The following is an 11916-nucleotide window of genomic DNA, read 5'->3' on the forward strand; positions in this document are numbered from 1 at the left end:
GAATGACTACGCAATATCCCCTGCTTCCCCTGCGTGACATCGTCGTCTTCCCGCAGATGATCGTGCCGCTGTTCGTGGGCCGCGACAAGAGCGTGGCCGCGCTCGAATCCGCGATGGAAGGCGACAAGGAAATCTTCCTCGTGTCCCAGCTCGACCCGGCGGAGGATGATCCGGGGCAGGATTCGCTCTACGACACCGGCGTCATCGCCGTGGTGCTGCAATTGCTGAAGCTGCCCGACGGTACGGTCCGCGTGCTGGTGGAGGGCAAGCAGCGTGCCCGCCTGGACGGCATGGCGCAGGCCGGTGGCCATTTGATCGCCGACGTGACCGCGGTTGAAGAAATCGCCGCCGAAGGTCCGGAAGCCGCCGCGCTGATGCGGTCGGTCGCCGAACAGTTCGAAAACTATGCCAAGCTCAACAAGAAGCTGCCGGCGGAAACGCCCGTGCAACTTCGTGAGATCGAGGATGCGGGTCGTCTGGCCGACGCCGTTGCCGCCAACATCAACGTCAAGGTCGCCGACAAGCAGTCGCTGCTGGTCGAGGCGGATCCGGTCAAGCGCCTCGAAATGGTCTTCGCCTTCATGGAGGGCGAACTGGGCGTGCTTCAGGTCGAGAAGAAAATCCGCGGCCGCGTGAAGCGGCAGATGGAGAAGACCCAGCGCGAATATTATCTCAACGAACAGCTGAAGGCGATCCAGCGCGAACTGGGCAATGGCGATGGCGAGGAGGGTGACGAACTCGCCGAACTGACCGAGAAGATCGCCAAGGCTAAGCTCAGCAAGGAAGCCCGGAACAAGGCGACGGCGGAGCTCAAGAAGCTGAAGGGCATGCAGCCCATGTCAGCCGAAGCGACGGTCGTGCGCAATTATCTCGACGTGCTGCTGGGCCTGCCGTGGGGCAAGAAGGGGAAGGTCAAGACCGACCTCAAAAAGGCGCAGGCGATCCTGGACGAGGATCATTTCGCGCTGGAGAAGGTCAAGGACCGGATCATCGAATATCTCGCCGTGCAGGCGCGCACGAACAAGCTGAAAGGCCCGATCCTCTGCCTCGTTGGCCCTCCGGGTGTCGGCAAGACCTCGCTCGGCCGCAGCATCGCCAAGGCCACTGGCCGCGAATTCGTGCGCCAGTCGCTGGGCGGCGTACGTGACGAGGCGGAAATCCGGGGTCACCGCCGCACCTATATCGGCTCGCTGCCGGGCAAGATCGTGACCAACCTCAAGAAGGCCGGGACGATGAACCCGCTCTTCCTGCTGGACGAGATCGACAAGCTGGGACAGGATTTCCGCGGCGATCCGGCTTCCGCACTGCTGGAGGTGCTCGACCCCGAGCAGAACAGCAAGTTCCAGGATCATTATCTGGAAATCGACGTCGATCTTTCGGACGTGATGTTCGTGACGACGGCCAACTCCTTGAATTTGCCGCAACCTTTGCTCGATCGCATGGAGATCATCCGCCTCGAGGGCTATACCGAGGATGAGAAGGTAGAGATCGCGCAGCGGCACCTGCTGCCCAAGCAGATCGACGCCCACGGCCTCAAGGAAGGCGAGCTGGACGTCAGTGAAGAGGCGGTGCGCGACCTCATCCGCTATTACACGCGCGAAGCCGGCGTCCGCACCCTGGAACGGGAAGTGGCGCGTCTCGCCCGCAAGGCACTGCGCAAGATCCTTGAAGGCGTCTATGACAAGGTGACGATCACGCCGGAGAATCTCGCTGATTATGCCGGCGTGCGGAAGTTCCGCCACGGCGTGGGCGAGGAAGAGCATCAGATCGGCGCCGTGACCGGCCTCGCCTGGACGGAGGTGGGCGGCGAACTGCTGACCATCGAAGCCGTGACCGTGCCGGGCAAGGGCGCGATCAAGACCACAGGCAAGCTGGGCGAGGTCATGAACGAGTCGGTTCAGGCCGCCTTCTCCTATGTGAAGGCGCGTTCGCCCGGTTATGGGATCAAGCCCAGCATCTTCACGCGCAAGGACATCCACATCCACCTTCCCGAAGGGGCGGTGCCCAAGGATGGCCCATCGGCCGGCATCGGCATGGTGACGACCATCGTGTCGACGCTGACGGGCATTCCGGTGCACAAGGATGTGGCGATGACCGGCGAAGTGACCCTGCGTGGCCGGGTACTGCCCATTGGCGGCCTCAAGGAAAAGCTCCTGGCGGCGTTGCGCGGCGGCATCAAGACGGTGCTCATCCCGGCGGAGAACGAGAAGGATCTCGCGGAGATTCCCGCCAATATCAAGGAAGGGCTGGAGATCGTCCCCGTATCCCATGTGGACGAGGTGCTGGCCCGCGCCCTGATGAGCAAGCCGGAGGCGATCGCCTGGACCGAGGAGGATGATCTCGCCGCCCAGCCGAGTCCGGCGCAGGGGCGGGATGGGGAAGCCTCCATTCGGCATTGATATGGATCAGGAAAGCGGCCTGGGCGGGCTGATCGGCGGGGATTTACCATAAAATCTCGCCAGACTGGCTGCTGACGCCGCTTTCCCTTTGACAAGGCCCGAAAGCTGGGCCTTATTGCGCCGCCTACGCCGCGATTCCTAAACTATCCAAACAGCTAGAAGGGGGTTCCCAAGGCATGAACAAGCAGGATCTTATCAGCGCAGTCGCTGAAAGCAGCGGCCTTTCAAAAAGCGATGCAAGCAAGGCTGTCGAGGGCGTTTTCGACGCCATCACCGGAGCCCTGAAGAAGGGGGACGAAGTCCGCCTTGTCGGTTTCGGCACTTTCTCCGTTTCTCAGCGCAAGGCCTCGACCGGCCGTAACCCGCGCACGGGCGAGACGATGACGATCAAGGCTTCGGCCCAGCCGAAGTTCAAGGCCGGCAAGGGCCTGAAGGATTCGGTTAACTAAAGGGTTCAAGGGGCGCTTCCTCGTGGGCGTCCCATTTTGATTCCAAGCCGGCATCGCGGTTGGCGGAAGTTTCTGTTGGAGAGATTGCCGGATTTAACGCAGCAGGGGCGATGGTTCCCATGCGCGCTGATTTTCCGGGGCATGAAAAGGGGTGGAGAGCGTCAGGCTCTTCGCCCCTTTTTCTTTTTATTTCGGCGTCGCTGATTTTTCGCCATGAGGTCGCTTGACGGCGCGGGATGGGCCGCATATGTGGCCTTCTCTCAAGGGGCACAGCCCCTGTGGCGATCGTAGCTCAGTTGGTTAGAGCGCCGGTTTGTGGTACCGGAGGTCGCGGGTTCGGATCCCGTCGATCGCCCCATTCTCCTCTTGGAAGCCCTATTGGGCAGACACGGCTTCTTCCATTTGCGTCGGGCTGGTCGAAGAGTTGTCCGTCTCCCGCCTCTCCATCATTCAGGGCTTCGCACGGGCGTTGCAGCCCTCTATAGCCCGCTCATGGACGAAGCGCGCGACAAGGGCCTGACCCTCAATCCGAAATATGACAGGGACGGCCTGATCACTGCCGTCGTGACCGATGTGGAAAGTGGCGAGCTGCTGATGGTCGCGCATATGAATGCCGAAGCGCTGCAACTCACCCGCGATACCGGCCTCGCGCATTTCTGGTCGCGCAGCCGCCAGGCGCTGTGGAAAAAGGGCGAGACGTCCGGCCATATGCTCCAGGTGCGCGATCTCCGCATCGATTGCGATCAGGACGCCGTCTGGGTAAAGGCCGCGCCTGCCGGTCCCACCTGCCACACCGGCGCGCGTTCCTGTTTCTTCCGCCGCATCGGTCCGAAAGGCCTGGCACCTGTCGATGCGCCGAACTAGTCTTGCCCTGTTGCTCCTGCTCGCGGCGTGCCAGCGTCAGGCGGGCTCCGCGCCAGGGCCGCGGGATACCGGAATTCAGACCAGTTCGGGCCTGGAGCGCGCCGCCATCGAAACCGGCGTAATCGCGGACGCCGCCAAAGTGCCGCCCGTCGGCCTCTACCAGCGAAAACATGAAGCTGGACGCGATGCGCTCTGCGTAATCCCGGCAAAGAATGGCGATTATCGCTTCGGCCTGGAAGCGACCTTCGGGGAGGACCAGAGTTGCGCGGGCGAAGGCACGGCGCGAAAGGCAGGCGACAAGCTGATACTCAGCTTTTCCCGCAGCGATCATTGCATCGTGGTCGCCCAATATGACGGCGATCAGCTGTCATTGCCCGGCGTGGTCGACATGAAATGCACGGAACTCTGCAGGGGACGCGGCTCGCTGGAAGGCGTCAGCTTCCCTCGCGTGGCGAGCGATGCCGCCTCGGCCCTCAACGCGCGTGACAGCCGTGGCGGGCAGCTATGCGAAGCTGATTAGAGCGTCCCCGGAAAAGTAGAAGCCGGCTCGGCTCACTCGCAGGCCACGGCCACCAAGGACAAAGACCTCCGGCGCAGGTCAAGCGCCAGAAGGAAGATCGCAAGGCCACCCAGGGAGAGGCCCGCACCGATCCACCCGGTCGAGGTCAGGCCATAGCCTGCCGATATCGCCAGCCCACCCAGCCATGGTCCCAGCGCATTGGCGATGTTGAAGGCGCTGTGATGCGCTGCCGCCGCCAGCGTCTGCGCATCGTCCGCCACATCCATCAGCCGCGTCTGCAGCACGCTGCCCAATCCCCCGCCGCAGCCGATCATGAAGATCACCAGCATTAGGCTCCAGATATTTCCAGCCATCAACGGGAAAAGGGCAAGGGACGCCGCACTCCACAGCAGCACGATGATCCCGGTTCTGCCCTGCGCCCGGTCCGCTGCCCACGCCGCCCCCAGATTGCCGATCGTCATGCCGATGCCAAAGACCGCCAGCACGATCGGCACGAACCGCTCCGACACATGGGTCACCGAAATCATGGTGGAGGCCAAATAGGTATAGACAGCGAACAGCCCGCCAAAGCCGATGGCGCCGGTCAGCAGCGTCAGTAGCACCTGGGGCTTCCTGAGGGCGCCCAACTCCCGCATCGGACTGGCTTGCGGATCGCCCGCGTCGCGCGGCGCATATAATGCGACCAGCGACATGGTGATCATTGCCAGCACCGCCACGATGCCGAAACCCCAACGCCATCCAAGCGCCTGTCCCATCCAGTTTGCAACCGGCACGCCGATCACGGTCGCGACGGTCAGCCCGGTCATCACGCGCGCCACCGCCAATGCACGCCGGTCGCTCGGCACCAGCGACGCCGCCACCAGCGCCGCCACGCCGAAATATGCGCCATGGGGCAGGCCGCTCAGGAAGCGGAACAGCAGCATGGTGGCATAATCAGGCGACAGGGCGCTCAATCCATTGCCGATGGCGAACAGCGCCATCAGCCCGATCAGCAGTGTTCGCCGTGGCAGCCTTGCGCCCAGCACTGCGATCACCGGCGCGCCGACCACCACGCCCAGCGCGTAGGCGCTGATCGCATGACCGGCCATCGGTTCGCTGATGCGCAGATCGCTCGCAAAGAAGGGCAGCAGGCTCATCGCTGCAAATTCGGTCGTGCCAATGGCGAAGGCACCCATGGAGAGCGCAAGAATGACGAGCGCGGGGTGAACGGAGCCGGAAGAAGGGGGACGGCTGGCCTGCGCCATTGGCTGCTCCATGTTGCGATGCGATGGGAATGAGGCCCGCACATGATAACGTTATCTGCGAAAATCAAGCCGCGTGGAGCGTGACTTTATTGCAGGTGCAATGATGGCCCGCGCAACTCAGGCGGCGGGTTTGGCATGGCTGGTATCCAGCATCCTGCCATTGGTGATGACGACCAGGTCGCCCAGCTTCGTCACGCCGAACAGCCTTTTCGCAAAGGGCTTGGGTACGCCGATGCAGCCATGGGTGGCATAGCCCCAACGAACGTCGCTGCCATGGATCGCGACGCCGTCGCTGGTCAACCGCAGCGTGTAGGGCATGGGCGCATTGTTGTAGGTTCGCGAATAATGATCGGCGTCCTTTTCGATGACAGGAAACGCGCCCAGCGGACTGGGCTTGTCATCCGCGCCATAAAGGATGACCGCCGATCCGATCTCATAGCCTGCGCGGAAGACCGACAAGGTCTGCGCCTTGAGATCGACGGTGATGATGATCCGTCCCGTCGCGGGCGCGCCGCTTTCGTTCCAGACATAATCGCCGTGGCGGAAGGGGCCGTCTATGGCCAGCACCCGTTTGACCATGAGCGCCTGGGGATCGACCGCTACGGGCTGGGCACGGGTGCGTTCGGCCGCCTTGGCCGCCTTGACTGGCTTTGGCTCTTTTGTGGGAGCGCTTTCAGTTTCAGGCGGAGGCAGGTCGCGCCCGCGGCCGAGGGAAAGCCCCAGCACCAGCATTACCGCCGCTGCGCCGCCCCCGATCGCCAGCTTGACTCCAGTCGAAACCTGTCCCGCCATGAACCTGCCACTACCCGATCATCGTCATCCCGCCCGGAAGGGCGCATTCTCCCGACCGTTTCCGGCAGGGATCGACGGGAACCGGCTCCACCCTTGGGGCGGTACCGGTCCATTGCCGGCCAAGCCATGGCAGACAAAGGTTAAGGCTTCAGCCTTCCCGCTCGACCTCCGCCGCCGCGATGGCGGTCAGGTTCAATATACCGCGCGCCGTCACGCCGGGGGTCAATACATGGATAGGCTGCTTCAGCCCCACCAGCATCGGGCCTACCGTGGGCGAACTGGACGAAGCCGACAGCGCCGTCAATGTGATGTTCGCCGCGTCGAGATTGGGCATGACCAGCAGGTTGGCGGGCCCCTCGAACCGCGAATCCGGGATCAGCCGCTCGCGCAGTCCCTGGCTGAGCGCTGCATCGGCATGCATCTCTCCGTCGACCATCAGGTCGGGCGCGGCCTTCTTCACCAGCTTGATCGCTTCGCGCATCTTGCGCGCACTGGGCGAATGGGAGGCGCCGAAATTGGAGTGGGACAGCAGAGCCACCCGCGGCGTCAGGCCGAAATGCCTGAGTTCCGTCGCGCCGAGCAGCGCCATTTCCGCGATCTGCTCGGGCGTTGGATCGGGCACCATATGGGTGTCGGTGATGAACAGCGCGCCCGCGTCCAGGATCAGCCCCGACAGCGCATAGACCCGGCTGTTGCCGGGCGTGCGATCGATGATGCGCAGCACATGCTCGACCTCGCCCCAATATTCGCTGTTGCCGCCCACCAGAGCGGCATCCACCCGCCCGGTGCGCAGCAGCATGGCCGCCGTCACGCTGGGCCGGCGATAGACATGGCGCACCACCTCTGCCGACGAAACACCGCGACGCGCCGCGACGGCGCGATAGGCCTCCACCAGTTCGCCCATCAGCAGATGGTCGGTTTCGGGATCGACCACCTCGACATCCCGGTCCAGTTCGAAGCTCAGTCCAAGGTTCGGCAGTTTCTGGTTCAATATCCGCCTGCGCGCGACGATGACCGGGCGTACGATGCCTTCTTCCAGTGCATCCTGAATGGCGCGCAGCACGCGCTCATCCTCGCCCTCGCCATAGGCGATGCGCCGCTGCGTTCCCCGCGCCGCCTCGAACACCGGCAGCATCAGCTGGGCAGAGCGCGTATTCTGCTGCATGAGCTGGCGCTTATAGGCTTCCAGGTCGAGCTGCTTCTTGGCGACGCCGCTGTCCATCGCTGCCTTGGCGACGGCGCAGGCGATCTCCGCGATCAGGCGCGGGTCGAAGGGGGTGGGGATGATGTAATCAGGACCGAAGACCAGCTTGCGTCCGCCATAGGCCTGGGCGACGCTGTCGTGGGCGGGCATCCGGGCGAGGTTGGCGATGGCGTCGGCGGCGGCGACCTTCATCGCCTCGTTGATCTCTGTCGCCCGCGCATCCAGCGCGCCCCGGAAGATGTAGGGGAAGCAGAGGACGTTGTTGACCTGGTTGGGATAGTCCGACCGTCCCGTGGCGATAATGGCGTCAGGCCGTGCCTCCCGTGCCACTTCCGGGCGGATTTCCGGCTCCGGATTGGCGAGCGCGAAGATCAGCGGATTAGGCGCCATCAACGGCAACCATTCGGGCTTCAGCACGCCCGGCGCCGACAGGCCCAGGAACAGGTTCGCGCCAGGCAGCACGTCGGGCAACGTCCGCGCATTAGTGGTGCGGGCATAGCGGGCCATGTTCGGCAACATGCCCTCGCGCCCCGAATGGATCACGCCGTCCTTGTCGGTCAGCGTCACATTCTCGATTGGCAGGCCCATGGACACCAGGAGGTCGACGCAGGCCAGCGCCGCCGCGCCCGCGCCGGACGTCACCAGCTTGGCATCGGCCAGCGTCTTGCCCTGCAATACCAGCGCGTTGCGGACGGCCGCCGCAACCACGATGGCCGTGCCATGCTGGTCATCGTGGAAGACCGGGATCTTCATCCGCTTCTTCAGTTCCGCCTCGATGGCGAAACATTCGGGCGCCTTGATATCCTCCAGGTTGATGCCGCCGAAGGTCGGCTCCAGCAGGGCGACGGCCTCGACGAACTTCTCCGGGTCCGTGGTGTCGACCTCTATGTCGAACACGTCGATATCGGCGAATTTCTTGAAGAGGACCGCCTTGCCCTCCATCACCGGCTTGGATGCCAGTGCGCCGATGGAACCCAGGCCGAGCACCGCCGTGCCGTTGGAGATCACCGCGACCAGATTGCCCCGCGCGGTATAGTCCATCGCCTTGTCGGGATCTTCGGCAATGTCGACGCAGGGCGCGGCGACGCCGGGCGAATAGGCCAGCGCCAGGTCGCGCTGGTTGACCATGCGCTTGGTCGGTTCGATCCTCAGCTTTCCGGGTTGAGGATAGCGGTGATAGTCTAAGGCGGCGCGCCGGGTGTTTTCGTCCATGAAAGGCCCCTTAAAGCCGGTTTTCAGCCGGAGCAATGCCCGACCGTTCCCATGGCGGGCTGGGAGCATAGAGCCCGACCAGGAAATCTACGAAGGCCGCGATGGCGAGCGGCGGATTATTCTGCGGCAGATGAACAGCATAAAGGCCGACGTCCACAGATCCCTCATGATCCGGCATGATCTGTCGAATATCCCCATGCTCCAGCGCGTCGCTGACGTCCCAGAGCGAACGCAACGCGATGCCCACGCCCGAAAGCGCCAGTTCCCGCACCATTTCGCTGCTGTTGGTGCGCACATGGCTGGTCCCTTCGATCGAGACCGGCCCCCTCGGCCCCAGCAGCCGCCAGGGCAATTGCCCTTCCGCCGCCAAGAGGCGATGCCGGCGCAGGTCGGCCGCAGTCTCGGGCACGCCGAAACGGTCCAGATAGCGCGGCGCCGCGCACAGCACGCGCCTGTTGGTCGCCAGTCGCCGGGCGGCAAGGCCGGACCCCGGATCCGCCGTGATGCGGATGGCCACGTCAGCGCGCGTCGCCACCAGGTCGGCATAATCGTCCGACAGATCGATCTGCATGCGCACCTTGGGATGGGCTTCCAGAAACCGGCCCAGATAGGGCGCGACATGCATCCGCCCGAAGGATGTGGGCGCCGACACGCGCAATGTCCCAGCCGCCTCTGCCGAAGCGCCGGATACGCGTCGTTCCGCCTCGTCAAGCGCGGCCATGATCGCCCGCAGATCCTCGTGCAGTCGCTCGCCCGCCGGGGTCAGTGCCAGCCGCCGCGTCGTTCGATGGATCAGCCGCGTCCCCAGCCTGTCCTCCAGCCGGACCAGCCGCTTCGACACCATGGCGGGCGAGACATTCAGCCTTCTTCCCGCCGATGCCATGCCGCCTTCCTCGACGATGGTCGCGAAAAGGTCGTAATCGGGGTCCATCATTTGTTTCACCAGAGGAAAATCTGAATTCGAATAATATCGTCTACCGAACATAATGCGACGCGTCTATGTTCCCGCGTCAAAAGGAGATCATTCCATGACCAGCATGACCGATCGCGCAGGCCTCCAGGTCGCGCAAGCACTTGCCAGCTTCATCGAGGAACGCGCGCTCCCCAACACCGGGATCGACGCCGACGCCTTCTGGCGTGGCGTTGCCGCGATCTTCGCGCAATTCGCTCCGGAAAATGCCGCCCTGCTGGCCAAACGCGACTCGATCCAGGCCCAGATCGATGCATGGCATCAGGAAAGGGCGGGCCAGCCCATCGATGCCGCCGCCTATCAGGGCTTCCTGCGCGAGATCGGCTATCTCGTCCCCGAACCCGCGCCGTTCCAGATCGGCAGCGAGAATGTCGATGACGAGGTTGCGCGCCTGGCTGGGCCTCAGCTCGTCGTCCCGATCCTCAATGCCCGTTTCCTGCTGAATGCCGCCAATGCGCGCTGGGGCAGCCTCTATGACGCGCTCTACGGCACGGACGCCATTCCCGGCGCAGCCGCGGGCAAGGGCTATGACGCCGCGCGCGGCGCGCAGGTCATCGCCTGGGCGAAGGCCTTCCTCGACGAAGCCGTCCCGCTCGCCTCCGGCTCCTGGGCGGACCTTGCCAGCGAAGACATCAATCTGGCCGACCCCGGCCAATATCTCGGCCGCAGTGAGAAGGGCCGTCTCTTCCGCCATAATGGCCTGCACATCGAAGTCGTCTTCGACCGCGCGCACCCCATCGGCCAGACCGATCCTGCGGGCATAGCGGACGTTATCCTGGAGTCCGCGCTCACGACCATCTGCGATCTCGAAGACTCGGTCGCTGCCGTCGATGCGGAGGACAAGGTCGCCGCCTATTCCAACTGGCTTGGCCTGATGCAGGGCGACCTTGTCGAGACGTTCGAGAAGAACGGCGCGCAGATGACCCGCGCCCTCAACCCGGACCGCAGCTACACCGCGCCCGACGGCAGCACCTTCACCCTGCCGGGCCGCAGCCTGCTCTTCGTGCGCAATGTCGGCCATCTGATGACGACGCCCGCCGTCCTGCTGTCCAATGGCCAGGAAGCGCCTGAAGGCATTCTCGACGGCATCGTCACCACGCTGATCGCCATGCACGACCTCAGCAAGGAGGGCGGCAACAGCCGCACGGGCAGCGTCTATATCGTCAAGCCCAAGATGCACGGTCCGGAGGAGGTCGGCTTCACCAACCGCCTGTTCGATGCGATCGAAGACCTTCTGGGTCTCGGCCGCCACACGCTGAAGGTCGGCGTCATGGACGAGGAACGCCGCACCTCCGCCAATCTGGCCGCTTGCATAGAGGCGGTGAAGGACCGCATCGTCTTCATTAATACCGGCTTCCTCGACCGTACCGGCGACGAGATGCATACGTCGATGCGCGCCGGTCCCATGATCCGCAAGGGCGAGATGAAGACCAGCGACTGGATCACGGCCTATGAGGATCGCAATGTCCAGACCGGCCTTGCCTGCGGTCTTTCGGGCCGCGCCCAGATCGGCAAGGGCATGTGGGCCGCGCCGGACCGCATGGCCGACATGCTGGAGCAGAAGGTCGGCCATCCCAAGAGCGGCGCCAACACCGCCTGGGTGCCGTCGCCCACGGCGGCGACGCTGCACGCGACCCATTATCACCGGATCGACGTCTACGCCCGCCAGGCGGAACGTGCGGCCGAACCCGTCGCCGCCCTCGACAAGCTGCTGACCATCCCGGTCGCGCAGCCGGGCCGCAACTGGTCGGAGGAGGAGGTTGCCCAGGAACTGGACAATAACGCCCAGGGCATTCTCGGCTATGTCGTCCGCTGGGTCGATCAGGGGGTCGGCTGCTCGAAGGTTCCCGACATCCACGACATCGGCCTGATGGAAGACCGCGCGACGCTGCGCATCTCGTCGCAACATATGGCGAACTGGCTGCTCCATGGCGTCTGCACGGCCGAACAGGTCGATGCGGCGTTCACCCGCATGGCGGCCAAGGTCGATGCCCAGAATGCGGGCGACCCGCTTTACAGCCCGATGAGCGGCAATCCGGAAAGCCTCGCCTGGCAAGCCGCCCGCGCACTGGTCTTCGAGGGCGTCGCCCAGCCCAACGGCTATACCGAGCCGCTGCTCCACAAATACCGCGCCCTGGTCAAGGCGCAGTAATCCTGCAATCGTCTGGTGGGGAATGTGCGACGTCCGCTCATTCCCCCATCAGCCTTCGACTGCCTGCCTCCCAAGCCTCGCGCTGGGAGCATGTCTCGTGCTGAGGGGCG

The 11916-nt window shown here is 64.1% G+C and carries 9 protein-coding genes and 1 tRNA gene; 6 read left to right on the top strand and 4 right to left on the bottom strand.

Annotation, left to right across the window (positions count from 1 at the left end; all coding sequences use genetic code 11):
• Positions 1–2: 2 nt before the first annotated feature.
• The 5 genes from lon (at position 3) to MRBLMC3_RS02605 (ending at position 4232) form a co-directional block, all read left to right on the top strand.
• The gene (gene lon / locus MRBLMC3_RS02585; RefSeq protein ID WP_363825611.1) at positions 3–2399 is read left to right on the top strand and encodes an endopeptidase La; all 2397 of its coding nucleotides are present in this window, start codon (positions 3–5) and stop codon (positions 2397–2399) included.
• Positions 2400–2575: 176 nt separating this feature from the next.
• Positions 2576–2848, top strand: a complete 273-nt coding sequence (locus MRBLMC3_RS02590; RefSeq protein ID WP_007688799.1) for an HU family DNA-binding protein — start codon at positions 2576–2578, stop codon at positions 2846–2848.
• 281 nt (positions 2849–3129) lie between these two features.
• A tRNA-His gene (locus tag MRBLMC3_RS02595) sits at positions 3130–3206 on the top strand.
• Positions 3207–3340: 134 nt separating this feature from the next.
• Positions 3341–3712: a phosphoribosyl-AMP cyclohydrolase gene (hisI, locus tag MRBLMC3_RS02600; protein ID WP_363734947.1), complete on the top strand. Its 372-nt coding sequence runs from the start codon at positions 3341–3343 to the stop codon at positions 3710–3712.
• Positions 3699–4232, top strand: coding sequence for a hypothetical protein (locus MRBLMC3_RS02605; RefSeq protein WP_363825614.1), 534 nt, complete (start codon positions 3699–3701; stop codon positions 4230–4232). The genes hisI and MRBLMC3_RS02605 overlap by 14 nt, the downstream gene beginning before the upstream one ends.
• A 32-nt stretch (positions 4233–4264) precedes the next feature.
• Here MRBLMC3_RS02605 and MRBLMC3_RS02610 read toward each other — a convergent pair whose 3' ends face one another.
• The 4 genes from MRBLMC3_RS02610 to MRBLMC3_RS02625 form a co-directional block, all read right to left on the bottom strand.
• The gene (locus tag MRBLMC3_RS02610) at positions 4265–5476 is read right to left on the bottom strand and encodes an MFS transporter (protein ID WP_363825617.1); all 1212 of its coding nucleotides are present in this window, start codon (positions 5474–5476) and stop codon (positions 4265–4267) included.
• 117 nt (positions 5477–5593) lie between these two features.
• Positions 5594–6268 (bottom strand): L,D-transpeptidase family protein, encoded by a 675-nt coding sequence (locus MRBLMC3_RS02615; RefSeq protein WP_363734943.1) that lies wholly within the window; start codon positions 6266–6268, stop codon positions 5594–5596.
• 148 nt (positions 6269–6416) lie between these two features.
• On the bottom strand, positions 6417–8684 hold the full coding sequence (locus MRBLMC3_RS02620; RefSeq protein ID WP_363825620.1) for an NADP-dependent malic enzyme: 2268 nt from the start codon (positions 8682–8684) through the stop codon (positions 6417–6419).
• 10 nt (positions 8685–8694) lie between these two features.
• On the bottom strand, positions 8695–9618 hold the full coding sequence (locus tag MRBLMC3_RS02625; RefSeq protein ID WP_363825622.1) for a LysR family transcriptional regulator: 924 nt from the start codon (positions 9616–9618) through the stop codon (positions 8695–8697).
• 94 nt (positions 9619–9712) lie between these two features.
• On the opposite strand from MRBLMC3_RS02625, the gene MRBLMC3_RS02630 reads away from it, so the two are divergent.
• Positions 9713–11806, top strand: coding sequence for a malate synthase G (locus MRBLMC3_RS02630; RefSeq protein WP_363825625.1), 2094 nt, complete (start codon positions 9713–9715; stop codon positions 11804–11806).
• Positions 11807–11916: the final 110 nt, after the last annotated feature.

The organism is Sphingobium sp. LMC3-1-1.1 (assembly GCF_040676285.1).
In the GTDB taxonomy this organism is placed as follows: domain Bacteria; phylum Pseudomonadota; class Alphaproteobacteria; order Sphingomonadales; family Sphingomonadaceae; genus Sphingobium.

What these genes read in the sequence shown, in the direction of transcription:
- MRBLMC3_RS02605 (WP_363825614.1), top strand. Translation starts at nt 3,699, where the DNA reads ATGCGCCGAACTAGTCTTGCCCTGTTGCTCCTGCTCGCGGCGTGCCAG.
- MRBLMC3_RS02630 (WP_363825625.1), top strand. Translation starts at nt 9,713, where the DNA reads ATGACCAGCATGACCGATCGCGCAGGCCTCCAGGTCGCGCAAGCACTT.
- MRBLMC3_RS02615 (WP_363734943.1), bottom strand. Translation starts at nt 6,268, where the DNA reads ATGGCGGGACAGGTTTCGACTGGAGTCAAGCTGGCGATCGGGGGCGGC.
- MRBLMC3_RS02590 (WP_007688799.1), top strand. Translation starts at nt 2,576, where the DNA reads ATGAACAAGCAGGATCTTATCAGCGCAGTCGCTGAAAGCAGCGGCCTT.
- MRBLMC3_RS02625 (WP_363825622.1), bottom strand. Translation starts at nt 9,618, where the DNA reads ATGATGGACCCCGATTACGACCTTTTCGCGACCATCGTCGAGGAAGGC.
- MRBLMC3_RS02610 (WP_363825617.1), bottom strand. Translation starts at nt 5,476, where the DNA reads ATGGCGCAGGCCAGCCGTCCCCCTTCTTCCGGCTCCGTTCACCCCGCG.
- MRBLMC3_RS02620 (WP_363825620.1), bottom strand. Translation starts at nt 8,684, where the DNA reads ATGGACGAAAACACCCGGCGCGCCGCCTTAGACTATCACCGCTATCCT.
- hisI (WP_363734947.1), top strand. Translation starts at nt 3,341, where the DNA reads ATGGACGAAGCGCGCGACAAGGGCCTGACCCTCAATCCGAAATATGAC.
- lon (WP_363825611.1), top strand. Translation starts at nt 3, where the DNA reads ATGACTACGCAATATCCCCTGCTTCCCCTGCGTGACATCGTCGTCTTC.